At 57.9% G+C, this 23,661-nt stretch carries 18 protein-coding genes; 8 read left to right on the forward strand and 10 right to left on the reverse strand.

All coding sequences use genetic code 11. The features are described 5' to 3' along the window. Positions 1 to 2: 2 nt before the first annotated feature. From L972_RS09985 to tapM, 4 genes are read right to left on the reverse strand one after another with little or no spacing between them, the layout of a single operon-like run. The gene (locus tag L972_RS09985) at positions 3 to 536 is read right to left on the reverse strand and encodes a pilus assembly protein PilP (RefSeq protein ID WP_005335020.1); all 534 of its coding nucleotides are present in this window, start codon (positions 534 to 536) and stop codon (positions 3 to 5) included. Beyond that, positions 533 to 1,132: a PilO family type IV pilus biogenesis protein TapO gene (tapO, locus tag L972_RS09990; RefSeq protein WP_005353996.1), complete on the reverse strand. Its 600-nt coding sequence runs from the start codon at positions 1,130 to 1,132 to the stop codon at positions 533 to 535. Before tapO ends, L972_RS09985 begins: the two co-directional genes overlap by 4 nt. Next, the gene (gene tapN, locus L972_RS09995) at positions 1,129 to 1,707 is read right to left on the reverse strand and encodes a PilN family type IV pilus biogenesis protein TapN (protein ID WP_005353997.1); all 579 of its coding nucleotides are present in this window, start codon (positions 1,705 to 1,707) and stop codon (positions 1,129 to 1,131) included. The genes tapO and tapN overlap by 4 nt, the downstream gene beginning before the upstream one ends. After that, complete coding sequence (gene tapM, locus L972_RS10000) at positions 1,695 to 2,756, reverse strand: PilM family type IVa pilus assembly protein TapM (protein WP_040066887.1); 1,062 nt, start codon at positions 2,754 to 2,756, stop codon at positions 1,695 to 1,697. Before tapM ends, tapN begins: the two co-directional genes overlap by 13 nt. A gap of 300 nt (positions 2,757 to 3,056) precedes the next feature. On the opposite strand from tapM, the gene L972_RS10005 reads away from it, so the two are divergent. Further along, positions 3,057 to 5,528, forward strand: a complete 2,472-nt coding sequence (locus L972_RS10005; protein ID WP_047437955.1) for a penicillin-binding protein 1A — start codon at positions 3,057 to 3,059, stop codon at positions 5,526 to 5,528. 49 nt (positions 5,529 to 5,577) lie between these two features. Here the strand turns inward: L972_RS10005 and oxyR are convergent, their stop codons facing one another. The 4 genes from oxyR to L972_RS10025 form a co-directional block, all read right to left on the reverse strand. Beyond that, entirely contained in the window at positions 5,578 to 6,477 is a 900-nt protein-coding gene (gene oxyR / locus L972_RS10010) for a DNA-binding transcriptional regulator OxyR (RefSeq protein WP_047437957.1), read from the reverse strand. A 155-nt stretch (positions 6,478 to 6,632) separates the two neighbouring features. After that, positions 6,633 to 8,270, reverse strand: coding sequence for a methyl-accepting chemotaxis protein (locus tag L972_RS10015; protein WP_021229786.1), 1,638 nt, complete (start codon positions 8,268 to 8,270; stop codon positions 6,633 to 6,635). Positions 8,271 to 8,446: 176 nt separating this feature from the next. Continuing rightward, positions 8,447 to 9,091, reverse strand: coding sequence for a DsbA family protein (locus L972_RS10020; RefSeq protein ID WP_047437959.1), 645 nt, complete (start codon positions 9,089 to 9,091; stop codon positions 8,447 to 8,449). A gap of 75 nt (positions 9,092 to 9,166) precedes the next feature. Beyond that, the gene (locus L972_RS10025; RefSeq protein WP_047438199.1) at positions 9,167 to 10,027 is read right to left on the reverse strand and encodes a Vmh family MBL fold metallo-hydrolase; all 861 of its coding nucleotides are present in this window, start codon (positions 10,025 to 10,027) and stop codon (positions 9,167 to 9,169) included. A 126-nt stretch (positions 10,028 to 10,153) separates the two neighbouring features. On the opposite strand from L972_RS10025, the gene L972_RS10030 reads away from it, so the two are divergent. Then, the gene (locus L972_RS10030; protein WP_005362277.1) at positions 10,154 to 11,053 is read left to right on the forward strand and encodes a LysR family transcriptional regulator; all 900 of its coding nucleotides are present in this window, start codon (positions 10,154 to 10,156) and stop codon (positions 11,051 to 11,053) included. Positions 11,054 to 11,119: 66 nt separating this feature from the next. Here the strand turns inward: L972_RS10030 and L972_RS10035 are convergent, their stop codons facing one another. Beyond that, complete coding sequence (locus tag L972_RS10035; protein WP_021229782.1) at positions 11,120 to 11,899, reverse strand: BPSS1780 family membrane protein; 780 nt, start codon at positions 11,897 to 11,899, stop codon at positions 11,120 to 11,122. Between the two features lie 302 nt (positions 11,900 to 12,201). On the opposite strand from L972_RS10035, the gene L972_RS10040 reads away from it, so the two are divergent. Continuing rightward, positions 12,202 to 13,023 carry a peptidoglycan DD-metalloendopeptidase family protein gene (locus L972_RS10040; RefSeq protein ID WP_047437961.1) on the forward strand — a complete coding sequence of 274 codons (822 nt, stop codon included), beginning with the start codon at positions 12,202 to 12,204 and terminating at the stop codon, positions 13,021 to 13,023. An 88-nt stretch (positions 13,024 to 13,111) separates the two neighbouring features. Here L972_RS10040 and L972_RS10045 read toward each other — a convergent pair whose 3' ends face one another. Beyond that, a complete protein-coding gene (locus L972_RS10045) occupies positions 13,112 to 14,449 on the reverse strand; it encodes an MATE family efflux transporter (RefSeq protein WP_047438201.1) in 1,338 nt (445 codons plus the stop codon). Between the two features lie 155 nt (positions 14,450 to 14,604). On the opposite strand from L972_RS10045, the gene mscM reads away from it, so the two are divergent. The 5 genes from mscM to L972_RS10070 all read left to right on the forward strand — a co-directional run bounded on the left by mscM (position 14,605) and on the right by L972_RS10070 (position 23,647). Then, the gene (gene mscM / locus L972_RS10050; RefSeq protein WP_047437963.1) at positions 14,605 to 17,886 is read left to right on the forward strand and encodes a miniconductance mechanosensitive channel MscM; all 3,282 of its coding nucleotides are present in this window, start codon (positions 14,605 to 14,607) and stop codon (positions 17,884 to 17,886) included. Between the two features lie 24 nt (positions 17,887 to 17,910). After that, complete coding sequence (locus L972_RS10055; RefSeq protein ID WP_047437964.1) at positions 17,911 to 18,594, forward strand: glycerophosphodiester phosphodiesterase; 684 nt, start codon at positions 17,911 to 17,913, stop codon at positions 18,592 to 18,594. Between the two features lie 154 nt (positions 18,595 to 18,748). Continuing rightward, the gene (locus L972_RS10060; protein WP_047437966.1) at positions 18,749 to 20,626 is read left to right on the forward strand and encodes a methyl-accepting chemotaxis protein; all 1,878 of its coding nucleotides are present in this window, start codon (positions 18,749 to 18,751) and stop codon (positions 20,624 to 20,626) included. Between the two features lie 509 nt (positions 20,627 to 21,135). Further along, entirely contained in the window at positions 21,136 to 22,920 is a 1,785-nt protein-coding gene (gene frdA / locus L972_RS10065; RefSeq protein WP_047437968.1) for a fumarate reductase (quinol) flavoprotein subunit, read from the forward strand. Next, positions 22,913 to 23,647 carry a succinate dehydrogenase/fumarate reductase iron-sulfur subunit gene (locus L972_RS10070; RefSeq protein WP_005335057.1) on the forward strand — a complete coding sequence of 245 codons (735 nt, stop codon included), beginning with the start codon at positions 22,913 to 22,915 and terminating at the stop codon, positions 23,645 to 23,647. The genes frdA and L972_RS10070 overlap by 8 nt, the downstream gene beginning before the upstream one ends. Positions 23,648 to 23,661 lie beyond the last annotated feature (14 nt).

The raw sequence follows: 23,661 nt of genomic DNA on the forward strand, positions 1-23,661 counted from the left end.
GATTATTGTTTTTCTTGCACATTGGCCATTGCCAACTGGGTTTCTCTTGTTACCCAGCACCCCTTCCCGTCCGGAATGGTTTCCAGCAAATCCACGGCAGTGTCAGTGATCTTGATGACCCGGCCCTGATCAAGCCCCATATACTGGTTGAGCCCGACCCGCATCGATTTGCCATCCGGGGTGCTGATCAAGGCCCACAACTGACCCGCCTTACCCAAAGAACCATGCATCGACAGACTGGCCAGCGAATAATTTTCCAGCACCTCTTTCTCACGATCCATCAGGGTCTGTGCACAATCCGGCTGGGCCTTGGCAGTACTTGTACTTCCGACCGTCGCCTCAGGCTGGGGAACCATGAAGGGGCTGCGCAACTCGCGTTGCTGGTAGTGCATAGGGGCAAAAGGCTTGAGCTCGGGCAAGGGCTCGATAGGTATGGGTGGCCTTGCTTTGGTCTGGGCGACATAGCTATCCATGTCCTCCTGACCACCACACGCCGCTAGCAAGAGGGCAGGCAATAACCAGCAGATGCGTCTCATTGTTTCGGCTCCACTGTTTTACCGTTGTACTTGTAGGTCTTGGCCAGCATCGACATCGAAATCAGCTCCCCTTCATCCTTGCTCTGACCCAGAGTGAAGGAGTCAAGAATGACGATACGGGGCAAGGCGGCCATGTCAGCGGTGAACTTGCCAATTTGATGGTAAGTGCCCACGACTTCGATACGCATCGGTAGCTCTGTCGAAAACTCGTGCTTGACCTCAGGTTCCCAGTTGATCCGGTTCAATTTCAAGCCGTTGTCGGTAGCAATAAAGCTGATATCGTCCAGCAGACCGGCGACCTCATGGGTATTGGGCAACTGCTTGAGCTGGGTATCAACCAGTTGCTCAAGCTGAACCATTTGCGCCTTGTATGCCCCCAGGTTGGCAGCCAGCATCGCCTTGCTTTCAAACTGGGCTTTCAGTTCGGTCTCCTTCCCCGCTTCCTGAGTCAAACTGGTCAGTGAGTTGGCAATCACGTAGTAGTAGATGGCGCCGCCGGTCAACACGCAGCAGAAAAAGATGAAGACCCCTTTTGCCCATTTTGGCCAGCTTGCTATGTCATTGATATCCAACTCGTTGAGTTGCTGAAGGTTCATTGTTGCTCCTTGGCCACATTCCCTGCAGCCGCAGCATTGTTGGCGATCAGGAACATCATGGAAAACTGGCTCAATGACACTGGCGCAACATCAGCCGCAAAAATAGTGCTTATCTTTGCCTGACCCAACCAACCGGAACCATCAATCCGCCGCATCATGCTGGCCACTCGACCATAGGCTTCGGTCTTGCCATTAACATCAATAATATTGTTCTGCATCGAGAGGGTGTTCAGGTAAACCCCGTTGGGCACCAGTGAAGGCAGCTGATTGAAGAGGCGGACGGGCACATTGCGTCGCATCTGCAACTGCTCGATGAGCTGCATCCGATCGATCAGCTCCTTGCGACGCTCTTTGAGCAGACGGATCTCCCCCAGTTGGGCATCCAGAATAGTCATCTCCTGAACCAGCCGCTGGTTGCGCTGCTGTTGAGCAACGATCTGGCGATCAACCAGCCAGTTGGCAAAAAATCCCAGCGCGACCGTGGCCAGCACAAAAATCCCCAGCAAGGCCCCGAACTGTTTCTTTTGGCGCTGGGCCCGGGCTTCACGCCAGGGTAGAAGGTTTATATTTGACATGGTGTGAAACTCCTCAGAGCCAACCCGAATGCCGTCATATATTTAGCACCATGTACCAGCTCGGCCTCCCCTTTCGGCTTGCCAAACAGGGCGAACAGATCCGGGTGCAACACCTCGCAATTGACCTCTTCTTTTACCTGTACCAACAAACCGGGTAGCAGACTGCCTCCCCCCGTCAGCACCAGTTTTGCGATGTCGCGATAACCGGATGAACTGCAAAAGAGCTGGATATTGCGCCGCACTTGCTGCAGCAGCGAGTTGATGTGGGGCATCAGCACATCCAGCTCATGGTCAACAGGCAAGGTACCTTTGGTTTTAGCCTGCTCAGCCTCATCCAGCGTCATGCCATAAAAGGAGGAGAGCGCCTGGCTGTACTGATCGCCGCCGAAGTTTTGCAAGCGGGAGTAGATCACCTCTCCCTTGACCAGCGCCGCAAAGGTCATGGCACTGGCACCAATGTCGATCACTCCGATCGGCCGTTCACTCTCCTGCAATTCGGGCAGACAGGCCACCACGGCACGGCCCAGCGCATGGGCGCCCACATCCACCACCTTGACGGCAATACCGGCTTCGGCAAGGGCGCTGACCCGGCCGTTGACACTCTCGGTGCGGGCTGCGCTCAGCAGCACATCTTGACGATCTTCGCTATTGTTGGTGCTCAGCACCTCAAAATCGAGACTCACTTCATCGAGGGGGAAGGGAATGATCTGCTCGGCCTCCAGCTGCACCTGACTCTCCAGCTCCTTGTCGCTGAGGCGGGCATCAATCTGGATCACCTTGGTTATCACGTTGGAGCCGGTCACCGCAGTGGCGGCATAGTCGCTGTGAGTTGGGATCAGGCGCTTGAGAGTCTTGAGAGATTGGCTGACGCGCTCGATATCCTGCAATTGATAGTCAACCAGCGTCCCTTTCGGGGTGGCAATATCGGCGACCGATTCGAGATGAAGCTTGCCAGGTCGGCCACTGAGGGTAACGGCCTTGATGGTCTGGCTGCCAAAATCAATGCCCACCAGAGGGAGGAGGGATCCCTTGTTAAAAAGCCCAAACATATACACATCCATGCGTTATTTGGTTTTATTCCTGAACAGAGTGTAGGACACCCGATCAGAGGAGTGCTTCACTCATCCTAAATGCTCTAACTATCAATGTCATAAAGTTTATGTCGAAAAGTGACCCATCTCGCTTTCTTCATCGCAAGTGGCCCTCCTTGGTAATTGCTCCCTGTAGTGCTAACCTCTCGCATCCTTTTGAGGTGGGTGGCTCGCCACAGGAAAACCTCGAATTCCCGATGGCAAAAGGGCTATACTCTGCGCCCGTTGGCTAATTTTAAGACGATTGGTAGTTCTTCCATGCTGAAATGGCTCGTTCGCCTGTTTATTGTCATGATGCTGGGTGCAGTGCTGGGTGTTGCCAGCCTCATCGGTATCTACTTCTATATCAAACCCCAACTGCCCGATGTCACCGCACTGCGTGACGTCAAGCTGGCAACCCCGATGCGGGTTTACAGCCGGGATGGGGAGTTGATCGCCCAATATGGCGAAATTCGTCGCATTCCGCTGCGTCTGGACGAAATTCCGCAACCCATGATCGATGCCGTACTGGCGACCGAAGATGCACGTTTCTATGAGCACCCGGGCATTGACCCGATAGGTATCATTCGAGCTGCATCCGTCTGGGCTGTTTCCGGCCATGCCCGTCAGGGGGCCAGTACCATCACCCAGCAGGTTGCCCGCAACTTCTTCCTGAGCAATGAGAAGACCATCATCCGCAAGATCAAGGAGGTCTTCCTTGCCTGGCGGATCGAGCAGAATCTCTCAAAAGACGAGATCCTCGAACTCTACCTCAACAAAATCCCCCTCGGTTATCGCTCCTTCGGGATCGGTGCTGCGGCACAGGTTTACTTTGGTAAAGAGGTCAAGGATCTGGGACTGGACGAGATCGCCATCATTGCAGGTCTGCCGAAAGCCCCCTCCATGCTCAACCCCATCCGCTCCCCCGAACGCGCCTTTGCTCGCCGCAACGTGGTGCTGGGCCGGATGCTGGAAACCGGCAAGATCACTCAGGCCCAGTTTGACGAAGCGTCCAAAATGCCGATCAAGGCCCGTTTTCACGGCGCCGAAGTGACCCTGCACGCACCCTATCTGGGGGAAATGGTGCGTCAGAAGATGGTCGAGCAGTTTGGTGAAGATGCCTACACCATGGGCCTGCACGTCTACACGACCGTCTCTGCCGAACGTCAGCGGGCAGCAAGACAGGCACTGCTGGATGGCGTTTTTGCCTATGACATGCGCCACGGCTATCGCGGCCCGACGGCTCAGTTGTGGAAGGCTGGCGAGACAGCCTGGGATTACGAGCAGATCGTCGCTCACCTTGGCAAGCAGCCCACTTATGATCCGCTGATGGCGGCAGTCGTGACCAAGCTCGGTGATCGCAGCGCCACGCTGGTACTGAAAAATGGCAAGGAAGCAGAGCTCGGCTGGAACGGCATTAAATGGGCCCGCTCCTTTATTACCGACGACCGTCAGAGCTATGCCCCGAAATCGGCGCGCGATGTGCTGAAAGTCGGCGCCCAGATCTGGGTGCGGGAAGAGGGCGAAGAGTTGCTGCTGGCCCAAATCCCGGATGTGAACGCCGCGCTGGTTGCCATGAACCCGAAAAATGGGGCTCTGGAAGCACTGGTCGGTGGTTTCAGCTTCGAACTCTCCAAATTCAACCGAGTCGATCAGGCGCGTCGCCAGATCGGTTCCAATATCAAGCCTTTCCTCTATGCGACCGCGCTGGAGCATGGCTATACCCTGGCGTCGCTCATCAACGATGCGCCGATCAACCAGTGGGATCCGTCAAAAGGGCCCATGTGGCAGCCCAAGAACTCCCCGGCCGTTTATGATGGCCCCACCCCGCTGCGTCTGGGTCTGGCCAAGTCCAAGAACGTGATGTCGGTTCGACTGATGCGCGCCATCGGTCTGGATACCTATATCGACGGTCTGACCCGCTTTGGCTTCCCCCGCGACTTCATCTCTCCCCATGAGTCGCTGGCGCTGGGTGCTGCCGAATTCACCCCCCTCGAGGTAGTGCGTGGTTACTCGGTACTGGCCAACGGTGGCTTCCTGGTGACCCCATACTTCATCGACAAAGTGACCGACAGTCTGGAGAACACCCTCTATCAGGCCAATCCTGCTATTGCTTGCACCACCTGCGAACAGCAGGCCGCACCCGAGCAGAGCACACTGCCGGTGCCAACTGTTGATGGAGCCGCACAAGATGGCACGCAGACCCCTCTCGCGCCAACCATTGCCCCGCATACCATCAGTGCCCAGAGTGCGTTCCTGATCACCGACACCCTGAGCACAGCCATCTGGGGTGGCAACGGCTGGCGTGGTACCGGCTGGCGTGCAGCCCGCGACCTGAAACGTCACGACATCTCCGGTAAAACCGGTACCACCAACGAATCGCGGGATGCCTGGTTCTCCGGCTACACCCCGGACATCGTTGCTACCTCATGGATCGGTTTTGACAACCACCAGCGTGGCCTTGGCCGTGCCGAGTTTGGTGGTGGCGCCGCGCAGCCTATCTGGATCGACTTCATGAAAGTCGCCCTCAAAAAGCTGCCTGAGCACAAGATGCCGGTTCCCGAGGGGATCATGACGGTGAAGATTGATAGCGAAACCGGCCTGCTGGCAACCAGTGGCGGCACCGACGAATACTTCAAGGAAGGGACCGAACCGACCCGCTACGCAGCACCGAGCTCGGATGGCAATCAGGTCTACGGTGGTGACAACCCCGATGTAGAAGGGCCTGTCTCAACCGACGATATCTTCTAAGCTGCTCTCGCGGCAGAAGCAAAACCGGCAGCCTTGGCTGCCGGTTTTTTTATTGGGCCAACTGCTTGGTCATCAGCGTGGCGATCGAGGCGGCCAGCTCGTTGAAACAGGGGCGACGCACCGAGTAGTGGCGATAGAGCAGCGAGATGGTACGCCCCGGCACAGGGTCAACCACAGGTCGATAGCTCACCCCTCCCTCATCATGATCGGCAGGTACGGCCAACTTTGGCACCAAAGTCATGCCACTACCGGCGGCCACCATGTTGCGCAGGGTCTCGAGACTGGTGCCCTTGAAGCGTTGATCCTCACCTATCCCGCCGGCGAAACAGAATCCCATCGCCTGATCCCGCAAACAGTGGCCATCGGCCAGCATCAGCAATTTCTTGCCCTTGAGATTACCAAGCGGCACCTGTTTGGCCTGTGCTTCGGGGTGATGGCAAGGCACCGCCAGCCACATCGGCTCATGATAGAGCTGGATTGAACCAAACCCCTCCATCCCAGGCATCTCGGCCAGAATGACGCAATCCAGCTCCCCCTCTTCCAGCCGTTTGAGCAGGGTTTGAGTCTGCTCCTCATAGAGGTAAAACTCCAGCTGGGGAAAACGCTCACGCAGGGTCTGGATAATACGGGGCAACAGATAGGGGCCCACGGTCGGAATAAAACCGATATGGATTTCTCCGGACATCGGCTCGGAGAAGTGCTGACCGATGCTTTTGAGCTCGCGCACCTCCTTGAGCACCCGACGCGCCTGATGGGCCATGGCATCGCCAGCCGGAGTAAACAGCACCTTGCGCGAGGTACGTTCGATCAGAATGACCCCGAGTTCATCCTCCAGCTTGCGCAGCTGACCGCTCAGGGTGGGTTGACTGACAAAGCAGCGTTCGGCGGCTTTGCGAAAATGTTTTTCCTCATCCAGCGCCACCAGATATTCGAGATCGCGAAGATTCATACAGCAAGAGTCCTGCCTGGAAAATGGGCCATCAGCATGCACAATATCGTCCGGCGGGACAAGTCATCGGCTCGCAGTGAGCCTCTCTGGGTGCCCTTCAAAACAGAAAAGCCCGATCACCTTGCGGTAATCGGGCTGTTTGACTTGTCGAGGGATTACACCCTGAAACGGCGCACCATATCCTGCAGCTGGGTAGCCAGATGGTTCAGCTCGTTGCACGCCTGAGCCATCTGGGTGGCACCGGCAGCCACCTCTTCGGAAGCATGACTGATATTGACCACGTTGCGGTTGAGCTCCTCGCTCACCGCTCCCTGCTCTTCGGTGGCCGTTGCAATCTGGATGTTCATGTGGGAGATGCTGCTGACCGAGCCACTGATCTGGGAGATGGACTCGCCCGCTTCCCGCGCGGTAGCAACCGTGGTATTCATCAGCTCCTGACTCTGTTGCATGGTACTGCCCGCCTGTTCGGCACGCTGCTGCAACTCGGCAATGATGGTATTGATCTGGGAGGTAGAGTCCTGAGTGCGCTTGGCCAGAGTACGCACTTCATCGGCCACCACCGCAAACCCCCGTCCCTGCTCACCGGCACGGGCCGCTTCAATGGCGGCGTTCAATGCCAGCAGGTTGGTCTGTTCGGCAATGCCGCGGATCACCTCCAGCACCATGCCGATATTGCGGCTGTCATCGCCCAGTTGGCGGATCACCACCGCGGTACTCTCGATGGCACCGGCGACCCGTTCAATACGTTGAATGGAGTCATTCACCGTTTGCGCACCAAGTTCGGCCGTCTCACTGGCCGAGGTGGCGGCACTGGCCGCATCGCTGGTATTGCGAGAGACCTCCTGCACCGTGGCTTGCATCTCGTTCATCGCCGTCGCCAGCTGGTTCAGCTCATGTTGCTGAGCATTCATATTGTTGGCTGACTGCCTTGCTACGGCACTGATCTCTTCTACCGCAGAGCTCATCTGTACAACAGAACCGGATACCTCCCCAACCAGTTTGCGCAAGTTTTCTTGCATTTGCGCAAAGCCTTTCGCCAGTTGTCCTAATTCATCCTGATTAAACGCATTCAACTCCACACGATGAGTCAAATCACCAGCCGCGACGCTACCAACAAGTTCCAGCAAGCGATTAACGGGTCGTTTGATTTGCTGACTCAAATACCATGCAATCAACACCACGAAAATGAGAGTCGCTGCGCCAGTCAAGATACTGAGGAATTTGGAGCTGGTGTATGCCTCTTCACCTTGGGCATCCATCTCCTTGCCAATACGCTCATTTATCTCACGCAAATCCATCGTTAATTTTGTTGCCTGCTCCAGCGTGGTTCTGAGATTCCCTTGCAAAATCTCTCTTGTCTTGTCACTACTCTGTTTCACTGCCTGATATAGCGGGTCATGCGCTGTAAAAAAGGCATTTCCGGCAGTCTTCAACGCGTTAAAGGTTTGCTCTTCATCAGCAGCATTAAAAGCCAATCCGCCGTAATTAGCCGCAGCCTGCTCAAAACGTGCCTTTGAATCCATCACACCTTGTTGGGTTCGTTCAATATCCGCACTGTCGTTGTAGCCCATCGCGATCACCATAGATAATTGGAAACGCCGAGCATCAAGCAGTGCAATATGCATCTGACTTGCATAGCGAACAGAAGGGATAAGGTTCTCTGCCAATACAGTGTTTTGTTGATTGAGATACGACAGTCGTGAGACGCCATACCCGGCAAGCAGGCATACGCAAAGTGCCAGCACCGCAAAGCCAGTACTCAACTTCTGGCCTATGGACATATTCTGGAGCATAGATTCATCCTTAACTGCGTGTCATCGTTTAATGTCGGTTTTGATAGGAGCTATGTGTTCATGTTTTTGTAATTGAGCATAGCCGTAGAGCTGTGCTTTTGTAGTTTGCATAAGCACCATATATCGCTATCGACACGCAGAGAGGGCCACTTTAACTACCGCAGACTATTAACGGTTTACTCTATTGCACGCAACAGTCGTGGGATCAGCAACTCCGGCTCCCCCAGATACTGGTTGACCTCTATCCTTTCGAGTTTTCCCCCTCGTTCTATACCCAAAGTAGGATAACCCTGACCGCCTAGCCGCTTCATCCAGCCCTGGCTATCTGCCAGATGTTGCAGCAAGGGGGCCTGCAGATAAGCTTGCTGGAATGCCTCGGCTGCAATCCCCTGCTCTGCCGCCAGCGTGGCAAGAAACGCAGACTCACCAATCCAGATCCCGTCCCGATAGTGGGATTGCTGGATCCGGTGCAACATGGCCAGCCCATCGCCCCCCAATGTCGTGACTGCCAAAACCGCACGGATCGGCGGCTCGGAGTCCAGCAGACACCCTTCCCGCAGCAGCAGTTCGTTAAAGTAGCGTTCGCCAAAATGCTGGCCGGTCAGCGCTTCGATCCGCTGATCATGGGGGCGCACATAATCACGCAATGCCTCGCCCATCGGCTGACGGCGACTCCCCAGCCAGAGACCGCCCGCATGCAGATCGATCTTGAGCCCAGCAATGGTGGCGGCCGCCTGCAACAGGGGGGCGGCACCGTAGCACCAGCCACAGAGCGGGTCATAGACATAATGGAGGGTGGTTTGTTGTTCGCTCATCTTCATTCTCACTTCGATCTCGGATAAAAAACCGGGCCCTTAGGCCCGGTAAAAAAACACAGGGAAAGCAGGCTCAGTGGCTTACCACTTCATCTCGCCGGTATTGACCTTGGCACCGATGGCCAGACCATCGTCAACCGGCAGTGCCGGATAGGCCTTCTTCAGAGCCTCAATCAGCTCACTGGAGTTTTTCGCCTTGGCCAGCTCCTGTTCGAAACGCTCTACATAATCACGGGTAAAGCTCACAGCAGCAGTGCCTTTGGGAGCAGTGCCCAGGAAGTGGCCCGGTACCACACGCTCGGGTTTCAGGGCCAGCAGGTTATCCAGCGCCTTGACCCAGTTGCTGCGAGCCGCTTTGGTCTGACTGTCCGCCATCCAGACATGCACCCCGTGGTAAACCGGCACACCACCAAAAGCAGTCTTGATGGAAGGGGCCCAGAGGTAGGCATTCGGGGTGTTCATCTCTTTGATTTCAATCTTCTCGCCATCCAGCGTCAGGTGACTGGCGGTCATCACTTGCGGCACGGTCAGGCTCTTCGGTGCGCCCTTGCCGAGGATCGGGCTCCAGTAGCTCAGCTTGGCATCCTTGGTCTTGTTGATATGGTCAACCACATGCTGGTCGGCCAGCACTTTGACATCCGGGAACGCCGCCATGACCGGCTCCAGACCGAAGTAGAAGTCGGGGTCACCGGCACTGATATAGACAGTGGTCAGCTTCTTGCCGCTCTTCTTGATCATGTCGACCAGCGCCTGACCATTCTGCACGTCGAACTGGGCATCGATCAGGATGGCCTCTTTGTCACCGGTCACCAGTGAGGAGGAGACCGGGAAGATCGCCTTCTCGCCAGGGTTGTAGACGGTCACGCTCAGGGGGGCGGCCAGTGCGGCGCCACTCAGCAGGGTGGTCGCCAGAGTCAAGTTGCGGATCAGGGTGTTGTTCATCATCTATTCCTCATTAAGTATTCGGGGGTTCATTTGATGGACACAGTGTATTGGATCACTTAAGGTGCAAATACAGCATAAAAAGCGCATCACTGTTGCACATATCGAACATATAGAGAGCCATACATGGATCGACTGACCGCATTGCGGGTCTTTGTCAGCGTAGTCGAACAAGGGAGCCTGAGCGGCGCCGGAGAGAAACTGGATATGTCGCGCGCCATGGTGTCGCGCTATCTGGCCGAGCTGGAGAGCTGGATGGGCGCCCGCCTGCTGCACCGCACCACCCGTCGTCTGAGTCTGACCGGACCGGGAGAGGAGGCGCTGAACCGGGCCCGTGCCATGCTGGCGCTCGGCGAAGAGATGGAGCAGATCGCCGTGAAGGGGGATGACGCCCCAAAGGGGCAACTGCGGATCACCAGCAGCTACTCCCTGTCGGAAGCCTTGCTGGTCGGGGCTGCCAACGACTATCTGGCGCAATACCCGGGGACGGCCATCGACATTCTGCTGCTCGACAGAACCGTCAATCTGGTAGAGGAGCGGATCGATCTGGCGGTGCGCATCACCAACGACCTCGACCCCAATCTGGTGGCGCGCCGTCTCGGCACCTGCCACTCGGTGGTCTGTGCCAGCCCGGCCTATCTGGCCCGTCATCCGATGCCACACAAGGTGCAGGATTTGGCGCTGCACAACTGCCTCACCTACACCTACTTCGGCAAGAGCCTGTGGGAGTTCAATGGACCGGACGGTCCCGAGTCAGTGCCGGTCAGTGGTAACCTGAGCGCCAATATCTCCAACCTGCTGCTGGAAGCAACGCTGGAAGGCGCAGGGATCAGCCTGCAACCCCGCTACTCGGCCCAGCCCTATCTGGAGCGCGGGGAACTGGTGCCCCTGCTGACCGACTGGCAGCCCAAGCGCCTCGGGGTATACGGGGTGTATGCCACCCGCAAGCAGATGTCGCCGCTACTGCGCAGCTTCCTCGATTTTCTGCTGGCCCGCATGGCGGCGGATCCCATCTGGCAGGAGTAAGCACTCCGCACACCCAAACATAACGAAGGGGCCGCTGCGGGCCCCTTCTTCACTCTGATCCCTTGATTAGGCTTCAAATCCGAACGGTTCTGAGTGCGGCGCTTCCGGCTGCGCACTCTCGTCCAGGAAAATATCCCGATAAGCCACATAGATGGAGTAGTTGAGCGCCGGGATCACCACCAGCAGACCTACCAGCAACAGCACAGCGCCAAACAGCAACAAAATGGCTGAGAGCAGCCCCCACCAGAAGAAGGGCCACATATTGCGCCAGCAGCCGAAAAAGCTCAGCCGTACCGCCTGGATGATGCCGATATCGTGGTGGTAGATCAGCGCAGGAGCAAAGGTGACCCCCATCAGCACGGGAATGATGAGCAGCATACCCACCAGCAACACCAGCAGCAGCTGTTGCAACTGGCTGGCTGAGACCACCATGCTCTCGGGATCCTGCGTCAGCAGCGGGAGCAGCCCCCACATGGAGAGCAGACCGAGACAGACGAGGCCAACCAGGCTAAACAGCAGCAACACCAGCAGACCGCCGAGCATCAGCGGGGTCAGCTTGTGGCGAAAACCGGCGAAGAGATCGGCAAACTGCAGCGGCTCCCCCCGATAACCCCGAGCGGCGACCGCCACCCAACCCGCGCCCCACACCATGTAGAGCAGTTGGGAGATAAGGCCACCCGCCGGCAGTTGCTCCAGCAGCATGCCCACCATAAACCAGACCAGCACCATGGCCACGCTGATCCCCATCCCCTTGTTGAAGATATCGAACCCGCTGCGAACCCAGAGCCAGCCACGACCTGTCGTGTACCGGGCCGGAGTGGTGCGCAAAGGGGGTAATCCGTTCATATCGTCTCCTCGGAGTGTCGGTGGCATCAGTGCCGGAAGCCGATTCTAGAGCCAGGGCGGGGGCGACTCAATGGCGAAGCGGCCCGACCACGACATAAAACCTGACGCAGCTATGCACAAAAGGGGCGTCAGCCATGCCTCGCCTCTGGCTGCCCCGACTATAACGAGGCACAATCTGCCCCCTTCCCCAGCCGCGCCTGTCGTGGCCAGCATGCCGTGATCACCATTTAGTGATCGACGAATACCGGACAGGGGGTTGTCATCCCGCCATCCCGGGCGTTTTAACATCGAGTGGTATCGTCATGAGAGTTGTGTATTGTCTGTTGTTGTTACTGGCCAGCCAGTCAGCCCTGGCCGAGGGTTTTATCAGTCGCCTGCTCAACCATCCGGTGCCGGGTGGCGTTGCGGTGATCCCTCTTGGCGCATCTGCCACTGCCCCCACGGCCCGCTATCACGACAAACCCGTGCTGGTGGTACGCGAAGACAACCAGTGGATCGCCATCGTCGGCATCTCTCTCAAAAACCCGCTTGGGGCCCAGCAACTGACCACAGGTGATGGCCGTACTCTCGGCTTCACCGTCACCCCCAAGCACTACCGCGAGCAGCACATCAAGCTCAAAAACAGCCGTCAGGTCAATCCGCTCGCCGAGGATATGACTCGTATCAACCGCGAGCTGGCGGAGCAGACCCGGGCTTACCAGACCTTCAGCCCCAACCAGCCGAGCAACCTGATGTTCGACAAGCCGGTCAACGGCCCCCTCTCCAGCCCGTTTGGCCTGCGTCGTTTCTTCAATGGCGAGGAGCGCAATCCCCACTCCGGCCTCGACTTCGCCGTGGGCGCCGGCACCCCGATCAAGTCCCCCGCCGCCGGCAAGGTGATCCTGATCGGCAACTACTTCTTCAATGGCAATACCGTCTTTGTCGACCACGGTCAGGGGCTCATCAGCATGTTCTGCCACATGTCGAAGGTAGATGTGAAGCTCGGCCAGAGCCTGCCGCGTGGCGGCATCGTCGGGCGAGTCGGTTCGACCGGCCGCGCTACCGGCCCCCATATGCACTGGAACGTCAGCCTCAACGACACCCGGGTCGATCCCGCCATATTTATCGGTGCCTTCAAGCCCTGAATCGGCAGAGCCCGTTAACAAAACATCCTCTAACAAAACAGGCAGCCCATGGCTGCCTGTCTGCTATCTGCACGTCGTTCCTCATTGCCTATCCGGCCAGTGCGTGGGCGCCGGACTCCCGACGCATCGCCCGCCACATCACCAACACCAGCAATGAGCTGCACGTTGGCAATGCAAGCCAGACCCCGGGCACGCCCCACAGGGTCGAGAATCCCCACAAGAAACCGCCGATCAGCACCAGCTTGCCACCGGTGAGCAGGGAAGCGATGCGGGCCCGGTTGATGGCCTGGAAGTAGGTGGCCCCCACCAGCAGCAAGCCCTCCATCGGCAGCCCCCAGAAGTAGAGCCAGATCCCGAGGCTCGCCACCGGCAGCAGGGTGGCGTTGTCCCCGGCAAACAGATAGACCGCCGCCTCCGGCCACAGATAAAGCGGGAACATGGCGCACAGGGCGATCCCCAACGTCACTCCGAGTGCCAGATTGCGGATCCGCAGCACCCGCCGCCAGTGACCGGCGCCCGCGTTAAAGCTGGCGATGGGCTGGATACCCATGGCGATACCCTCAAACACCAGATAGAAGAAGGCCTCGGTGTAACTGATCACCCCGTAGGCCGCCACATGCAGCGAAGTACCCACCGCCAGCAACGCCTTGTTGTGCAGCGCCAGCACTACCGAGAGATAGAGGTACATCAGAAAACTGGATATCCCGAGGCGCACCGTCTCGCCCATCAGCCGCAGATCGGGGCGCAAGGTGTACCAGCTTATCCTCAGCTGGCTGCGCGGCGTGAAGAAGTGCCACAAGCAGGCGAGTCCCGTCACCGCCTGGGAGAGCATAGTGGCCGTCGCCACCCCGGCCAGTCCGAACGGAAACACCACCATCAGCAGATAATCGAGCAGCACGTTGAGCAGCCCCCCGACTACCATGATGAGGGTGACAAATCCGGGGCGGCCATCGTTGCGCAGCAGCGAGCTGAACGCCATCGACAGCACCGCAAAGACGCCCAGCCAGGCGTAGGCCTGCAGGTAGGAGAGCCCGGCGGTGAAGATCTCCCCCTCCGCCCCCATCCAGGCCAGCATGGGCTCGCCATAACGGATCCCGATAAAACTGAGCAGTGCCGAGGCAAGCAACACCATCACCAGGGCATTGCCGACGATATGGCGGGCTTTGGCCGGATTGCCCTGCCCCAGATAGAAGGAGACCAGCGACGAGGCCCCCATGCCGATCAGCGCCCCCACCGCATAGAGCACGGCGCAGATGGGATAAGCCAGCATCAGACCGGCCATGCCATCCTGACCCAGCACATGGCCAACGAAGATGCCATCGATGGTGACATAGATGCCGGTGATCAGCATGGCCGCCACGGTCGGGGTTACGTAACGCCAGAAAAGGCGAGATAGCGGGGCTGTGCCCAGATCAACAGCTGACATATTCGACTCGGTGGAGAGAAAGCAGCCGGGATCATAGCGAAACGGCAGCACGACTTCCTGTTATTTGTGTTATGAATCATTAATATAGACTGCTTTACCCGCCTCCCTGCCCTGTTTTAGGCTAGGGCCACCTCTTCTGAACGGAAACGAGCCTCATGTTGCAACGCCTGCTCACCCTCTTGCTGCTCTCCCTTATCTTGTTGCCGTCAGCCGTGCGCGCCGACGATGCCATTGCCCAGGCCGAATCCCTGTTGCAGAGCGTGCCCAAGAGCGATACCCCGGAAAACCAGAAGCTGCGGGAGAGCTATCAGCAGGCGCTGCAATTTGCCAGAGAGGCCGAGCGCTACCGGGAGCAGAGCAAAGCCTATCAGCAGATCCTCATCGATTACCCCAAGGAGTCGGCACGCCTCAAGGAAAGCCTGCACAACTATCAGCCCGCCGCTCGCCCGCCGCTGGCGAGCCTCAAGGAGGAGGCGCTGCGCCAGGCCATAGGCTTGAGCAGCAACCGCCAGCTCAACCTGCGCAAGGAGCGGCAGGGGGTGATGGACAGCCTCAACCAGCTGGAAAGCACCGGGCAGGAGTATCACCTGCGGGTGGATGATCTGCGCAAACAGCTGCAACTGACCCGCAGCCAGCTGGAGCGACTGAGCTTCAGCAGCGAATCGGATCGCCAGCAGGAGGCACAACTGCTGCTGACCAGAATGAAGGAGCAGAGCCTCTCCGACCGGATCCAGATGCTGGAGCTGGAGCAACTCTCTGCCCAGCAGCGCAACGATCTCGGCAAGCTGAAGCTGCAGGAGCTCAATCTGGCCATCGCCGACGAGGATGAGTGGCAAGCCAGCCTGCTGACCCAGCAGAACCAGCTGCGGCGGGAGAAGACCGAGCAGGCGCTGGAGGAGAGCGAGCGGCTGCGCAAACAACTCACCACCGACATGCCGCTGCTGCTGGAGCAACAACAGCAGAATCAGGCGCTCTCCATCCAGCTCGGCACACTGGAAGATCAGATTGAGCGGGTGCAGGACGAGCAGCGCAGCGTCGACAAGAATCTGTTTGAACTGAATGAGCTGGTCAACTCGGTACGCGAACAGCTGGAGTGGCTGCAGATCAGTAATGCCTACGGCGAGAACCTGCGCAGCAAACTCTCCGATCTGCCTCCCCAGTTCCCCCTCGACAAGCTGGAGTCCGCCATCGTCAGCGCCCGCATGGCCAAGTACCAGTATGAGAGCGAGCAGGATGGGCTCAAGGATACCCGCCAGCTGCGCGACAAGCTGATGGCCGAAGAGGAGGTGACGCTCGATCGGCCGCAACAAGCGGTGCTCGACAACCTGCTCAAGGCCCGGCGCCAACTGCTGACCCGGCTCAACGACGCCTCAGACACCCTCATTCAGGAGCAGACCCGTCTCAAGCTGCTCTACAGCCGCCAGAACAGCAAGATCGACGAGATCCGTGAAATAAGCGCCAGCCACCTGTTCTGGATGCCGGATGTGCGCCCCTTTACCCCACAGGTCATGCTCGGCATTCCCGCCGCGCTGACCCTGGCCTTCAACCCGGACAACTGGCTGCAACTGCCCTATGCCATCGCCGAGAACAGCCCGCTGAGCCTCACGCTGGCCGGTATTGGTCTGCTGGTGCTGGCCTGGAGCTGGTTCAAACTGGCCCGTCACCTGAGCCTCTATTGCGACCATATTGCGCCGCGGATCGGCAAGGTAACTCAGGACAAATTCAGCCTCACCAGCCGCTTGCTGCTGCGCTCCCTGCTTGCCGCCCTCCCCTTGCCCGCCATGGTGCTGATGGTGCGCGGCCTGCTCGAAGGGGCCTGGCAATACCCGTTTGCGGTGGCGGTGGCGCGCGGTCTTGGCGAGATCTGGTTTCTGCTGCTGGCACTGGTGATGGCCCGCCACCTGACGCTGGAGCGGGGGATTTTGATCCACCACTTCCGCTGGCCCCGGGAACAGGTGCAAAAGGTGTGGGGGCAGTTTCGCACCCTGCTGCTGGTGCTGATCCCGAGTTTCTTCGTGCAGGGGATGGCCAACAGCTATCAGGAGCACGCCTTCTACGACTCCCTCGGCCGGATGGCCTTCATGATCGGTGCACTCTGGCTGCTGCTCTTCTTTGCCCGTCTCAACCGGGAGCGATTGCCGCTCACCTGGGGCCAGACCGATATGACCAAGCCCCATCTGCTGCACCACTTCATCTGGAACAGCCTGATGCTGGCGCCGCTGCTGGCGGTGATCGGCGCCCTGTTTGGCTACTTCTATACCTCGCGCACCCTGCTGCGCCAGCTGGAGCTTAGCCTGCTGATGGGACTGGGTTGCCTGCTGGTCTACTATCTGGCCAGACGCTGGATGCTGATCCAGCGCCGCCGCCTCGCCTTCGAGCGTGCCAAGAGCAAGCGGGCCGAGATCCTGGCCCAGCGCGGCCGGGAAGAGGGGCATGACGAGCTCAGCTCCGAGACCCCGGACGTGGTGGAAGAGACTGAACTGGATCTCGATACCATCAGCGCCCAGTCGCTGGGACTGGTGCGCACCCTGCTGATGCTGGGCTTCACCATGCTGGTGGTGGTGCAATGGTCGGATCTCAACTCCGCCTTCAGTTTCCTCAGCAATATCGAGGTGTGGCAGGTGAGCAGCAAGATTGGCGGCATCGAGCAGCTCTCGGCCATCACCTTGCAGGATCTGATGCTGACCGCCTTCGTCTTCATTCTGACCGTGGTGACAGCCCGCAACCTGCCGGGGCTGATGGAGCTGACCCTGCTGCAACACCTCAGCCTCTCCCCAGGTACCGGCTTTGCCCTCACGACCACCAGCAAGTATCTGGTGATCCTGATCGGTGCCCTCACCGGCTTCTCCATGCTCGGCATCGACTGGTCGAAGACCCAGTGGCTGGTCGCCGCCCTCTCGGTGGGGCTGGGTTTCGGTCTGCAGGAGATCTTCGCCAACTTTGTCTCCGGCCTCATCATCCTGTTTGAGAAGCCGATCCGGCTCGGTGACACCGTCACCATTCGCGATCTCACCGGCACCGTCACCAAGATCAAGACCCGGGCAACCACCATAGTGGATTGGGATCGCAAGGAGATCATCGTGCCCAACAAGGCCTTCATTACCGAGCAGTTCATCAACTGGTCGCTCTCCGATGCCATCACCCGGGTAAAACTGCGGATCCGGATCGGCCTGACCCGGGATCCGAAACTGGTACAGCGCATTCTGGAGGAGTCCATCCAGGCATCGACCCTGGTATTGGAGACGCCGACGCCAGAGGTCTTCCTGATCGAATTCACCGACTCGGCACTGATCTACGAGATCCGCCTCTACGTCAACAACATGGATCACCGGATGCCCATCACCCATGAGGTTCATTCGCTGGTGCTGGAGAAAATGCAGCAGCAGGGACTTACCCTGCCCCATCAACAGATCGACATTCACCTGAGCCGCGGCTGATCCGCGAGGTAAAAGGAGCAGAACATGCAGATTATTGCCCACCGTGGCGCCAGCGGTCTGGCACCGGAGAACACCCTCAAGGCGATGGCCAATGCGCTGGAGCTGGGAGCATCAGCCATCGAGATCGACGTGCAGGCGGCCGATGGCGAATTGTGGGTATTCCACGACCGGCGGCTGGAGCGCTGCACCAACGGCAAGGGGGTGCTGACCGAACAATCCCGTTCCTATCTGGAGCAGCTCGATGCCGGTGAAGGAGAGGTGATCCCGACCCTGTGGCAGGTGATGGAGATCATCGCCGGACGCTGCGAGCTGCATATCGAGCTCAAGGGGGCTCATACCGCCGATGCGGTGGCAGCCCTGACCCGACGGGCAGAAGCCGAGCTGGGCTTTACTCCCGGCCAGTGGGTGGTCTCCTCCTTCCATCACCCGGAGCTGGCCCGATTTGCCGCCTTGCGGCCCGATATCCGGCTCGGTGCCCTGACCGCCAACCTGCCGCTCAACCTGGCGCAGTTTGCCGACAAGCTGGGAGCCTGGTCCATCAATTGCGATGTTGATTTTATCGACGCCGCGCTGGTCGATGATGCACATCGCCGGGGGCTCAAAGTTCTAGTTTATACCGTTGATTATCCAGAAGATTATGAAACGCTCTCTAGCATGGGGGTCGATGGAATCTTCACCAATCGACCGGATCGCTTTATCTCACCATGATGGGACGATACGCGTATGGATAAGCCCCCATTTAGGCACTAACTTTAATTTGTTGACCGGGGTAAAAAAAGTTCGACTACGGCCGATAGTAACAAGGCTATAACAATAATCAGATGCCACACACTTCAGACTGACGCTCATCAAGGATGTAACTATGAACTTATCCATTAAAAACAAGCTTGTTCTGGCTATCGGGGTCATTATTCTGGTGATCACCTGCCTGCAAGTCTGGTACAACACCTCGCAACTGCGCAGCGAGACCCAGCGACTGGTCTGGAACATCATCGACGAAAGCTCCATGGCCAACGTCAAGGGGATCTCCCGCTGGGTCGACTCCCGGATCAGCATGGTCAGCACCACCAAGGAAGCATTCGCCAAAGAAGACGAGCCCATCAGTCATCTGGCCCAGTCCATGAATGCCGGTGGCTTCGACCTGGTCTATGCCGGTACCGCAGACGGCAAGATGATCCAGAGCAAACCAACCGATTTGCCCGCCGGTTATGACCCACGTCAACGCCCCTGGTACAAGGACGCGGCCGCCGCAGGCAAGCTGGTCATTACAGCCCCCTATGCCGACATCTCCACCGGCCAGCTGATTGTCACCATTGCAGAGCCGTTCCAGCGCGGCAATACCCAGGGAGTCATCGCCGGTGACGTCTCCATCAGCTCACTGATCTCGGATATTCTGGCGGTCACCACCGAGGGCACCTACGCCATGCTGGTGGACAGCAATGGCACCATCATCGCGCACCCAGATGCCTCCCTGAGCCTGAAATCCGCTACCGCTCTGGCACCGGAACTGACTGCGGCCTACATCAATCAGGTCGCCCATGACGGCATGATCAACGAGCTGGTGATCAGCGGCAAGAAAGAGGTCTACGACTTTAATGCCATTCCCAATACCAACTGGTATTACGGCATGATGGTGGATGAAGAGATCGCCTACCAGTCGGTACGCCGCATGGTTACCTCCTCCCTCATTCAGGGGCTTATCACCATACTGATCGTGGCAGGCTTCTCCTATGTCGCCATCAACAGCTCGCTGGCCCCTCTGAAAACCCTGGGCGAAGCGATTGCCGATCTCTCCCGTGGCAACGGCGATCTGACCCGCCGGATCAAGATTGAACGTGTGGATGAAGTAGGCGCGGTTGCCAAACACGTCAACACCTTCATCGAGCGGATCCATGTGATGGTGCAGGATATCTCCAACTCCTCCGGCCAGCTCAACCAGCAGGCTAAGTCCTCCCACAGCATGGCGGAAAAAGCCAATCAGGGGCTGGCACGCCAGCAAAACGAGATCTCCCAGATCGCCACTGCGGTACACGAGATGTCGGCCACCGCGGTCGAGGTCGCCAGCAACGCCGAGCAGACCGCTGAAGCGGCCCGCAGCTCCTCCAGCAGCTGCGAGCATGGCAAGCAGGTGATCGCCCGCAACCAGCGCTCCATCACCGATCTGGCCACCCAGGTGGAACAGGCCTCCAACATCATTCAGGAACTGGAGAAAAACGCTCAGGAGATCAACACCATCCTCTCCACCATTCAGGGCATCGCCGAGCAGACCAACCTGCTGGCACTCAACGCCGCCATCGAAGCGGCCCGTGCCGGTGAACAGGGTCGCGGCTTTGCGGTGGTAGCCGACGAGGTGCGCGTCCTGTCACAGCGTACCCACAGCTCTACCGTCGAGATCCGCAATATGATCGAAACCCTGCAACGCAATACCCAGGGAGCGGTCAGCACCATGCACGAAGGCCAGCTGTTGGCCCAGAACAGCGTGGATGACGCCAACAACGCCACCCATGCGCTGGAACAGATCACCACCTCGATCAACCAGATCTCCGACATGGCGACCCAGATCTCCAGCGCGGCTGAGGAGCAGCGGGCCGTCACCGATGAGGTAAGCCGCAACATTCAGGCGGTGAAAGATGTCTCGGACGAACTGGCAGTGGATGCAGACAGCTCACGCCATCTCTCTGAACAACTTAAAAATATTTCGGGTGAACTGAGCAATCAGGTCGGTATGTTCCGCATTTGAGGATGAGCAAAAGGGGCCGTACAGGCCCCTTTTATTTTTCTAAATAGCGCTTAATTTTCAGTGAGTAATCTCACATTACCCGCCAAATACCCCGCCTTGAAATCCTTGTAATTCGTCTGGAATTATCAGATCACCGCCGTGGTCACCGCAGCATTTCGGATTACCTATTTCTATCCGAATGGGTGAATGCCAATAATTCTCATTAAAAAATTACAATAAAAAACTTAAAATTTTTTTCGCGAGTACCTAAAAAGAGAGGTGATTCGCATTTTATTGAAAGAAAACTACGTACAATCCAGAAGTTAAAGTGCTCGTAGCTAGGTGTTAAACTGCTCAGTAACACCAAAAAATGACGATAATAACGACATTTTCATCCAGGGATTTGGGTGTTTTATAGAAAAATAACCAATAAAAAGGGAATAAAACCTAGCAGTTTGACTTGCATCAAGCCTGAATTTTTTTCATAGAGCAAAATCGTGCCCAGCAAATCTATCCCTAAGGAGGCAGATGTGGATATTATCAAGACCGATGTGGCCATCATCGGTGCTGGCGGTACCGGCTTACGCGCCGCTATCGCTATAGCCGAATCACAGCCAGACCTGGACATCGCCCTGATTTCCAAGGTTTACCCGATGCGCAGCCACACGGTTGCTGCCGAAGGCGGCGCCGCCGGTGTCGTCCGTGATGACGACTCCCTCGAAAACCACTTCAACGATACCGTCTCCGGTGGTGACTGGCTGTGCGAGCAGGACGTAGTGGAATACTTCGTCAACAACGCGACCAAAGAGATGATCCAGCTGGAGCACTGGGGTTGCCCCTGGAGCCGCAAGCCGGATGGCAAAGCCAACGTGCGTCCGTTTGGTGGCATGAAGGTTCCCCGTACCTGGTTCGCCGCAGACAAGTCCGGTTTCCATATTCTGCACACCCTGTTCCAGACCTCCGTCAAATACCCGAGCATCAAGCGCTTCGACGAGCATTTCTGCCTTGATCTGATCGTGGACGACGGCCGTGTCCAGGGCGTACTGACCTTCGACATCCAGAACGGTATCACCCGCTTCATCCAGGCCAAATCCGTGATCGTGGCAACCGGCGGTGCTGGCCGTGTCTATCGCTACAACACCAACGGTGGCATCGTCACCGGCGACGGCATGGCACTGGCCTACCGTCACGGCGTACCGCTGCGTGATATGGAGTTCGTCCAGTATCACCCGACCGGTCTGCCGGGCACCGGCATCCTGATGACCGAAGGTTGTCGTGGTGAGGGTGGCGTCCTGCTGAACAAGGATGGCTACCGCTACCTGCAAGACTACGGCTTGGGCCCGGAAACCCCGATTGGCCAGCCGAAGAGCAAATACATGGAGCTGGGTCCGCGCGACCGTGTTTCCCAGGCATTCTGGCAAGAGCAGCAGAAAGGCCGCGTCATTCAGGGCCCGATGGGCGATGTGGTTCACCTCGACCTGCGTCACCTTGGCGAGAAGTACCTGAAAGAGCGTCTGCCGTTCATCTGCGAACTGGCCAAAGCCTACGTCAACGTGGATCCGGCCAAAGAGCCTATTCCGGTACGTCCGACTGCCCACTACACCATGGGTGGTATCGAGACTGACAACAAGTGTGCCACCCGTCTGCCCGGCCTCTACGCCGCGGGCGAATGTGCCTCCGTCGGTCTGCACGGTGCCAACCGTCTGGGTTCCAACTCCCTGTCCGAGATCGTGGTATTCGGCAAGCTGGCCGGTGAGCAGGCAGGTGAATTTGCCAAGACTCAGAAGCATGGCAATACCGAAGCCCTGGCCGCCAAGGCCGAGGCGCTCATCAAGCAGCACCTCTCCCTGATGGACATAGACGGTACCGAAAACCCGGCCGATATCCGCAACGAGCTGGGCATGTCCATGGAAGCCGGTGTCGGTATCTACCGTACCGAAGAGCTGATGCAGGGCACCATCGACAAGATCAACGAGCTGAAAGCCCGTTACAAGAAGGTCAAGATCAACGACAAGTCCTCTGTCTTCAACACCGATCTGCTGTACGCCATCGAACTGGGCTACATGCTGGACGTGGCTGAAGCCATGGCGCACTCCGCCATCAATCGTAAAGAGTCCCGCGGTTCCCACCAGCGTCTGGATGGTTACGAAGAGCGCGATGACGTGAACTTCCTCAAGCACACGCTCTCGTTCTACAAAAATGGCGAAACGCCCTCCATCGATTACTCCGATGTGAAGATCACTAAGTCCCAGCCGGCAAAACGCGTGTACGGCTCCGAGGGTGAGAAACAAGACGAGGCTAAGAAGAATGGCTGAGATGATTGAAATTGAGATCCTGCGCTACCGTCCGGAACAGGATAACGAGCCCTGGATGCAAACCTTCCAGGTGCCATACCAGAGAGAGATGTCTCTGCTGGACGCCCTGCAGTACATCAAGGATCACCTGGACTCTACCCTGAGCTTCCGCTGGTCCTGCCGGATGGCGATCTGCGGCTCTTGCGGCATGATGGTCAACGGTGTGCCCAAGCTGGGTTGCAAGGCTTTCCTGCGCGACTATCTGCCGGGCAAGATGACCGTCGAGCCGCTCAACAACTTCCCGATCGAGCGCGATCTGGTGGTCGACATGTCCGACTTCATCGAGAAGCTGGAGAGCATCAAGCCGTACATCATCCCGAGCGAGCCACGCAGCCTGTGTGATGGCGAGTACATCCAGACTCCGGCCCAGATGGCGCAGTACAAGCAGTTCTCCCAGTGCATCAACTGTGGTCTCTGCTACGCGGCCTGCCCGCAGTACGGCATCAACAAGAAGTTCACCGGTCCGGCGGCACTGGCTCTGGCCTATCGCTACAACGTCGACAACCGTGATGCCGGTGCCAAAGAGCGTATGCGCATCATCAGCCAGGACGAAGGCGTCTGGGGCTGTACCTTCGTGGGCTACTGCTCCGAAGTGTGCCCGAAAGGCGTCGATCCGGCGGCGGCCATCCAGCTTGGCAAGGTCGAAAGCGCCAAGGACTACATGATCGCCATGTTCAAGCCAGATTGAGAGCAGGATTGAGA

Source organism: Aeromonas sp. ZOR0001 (genome assembly GCF_000801015.1).
Lineage (GTDB): Bacteria > Pseudomonadota > Gammaproteobacteria > Enterobacterales > Aeromonadaceae > Aeromonas > Aeromonas veronii.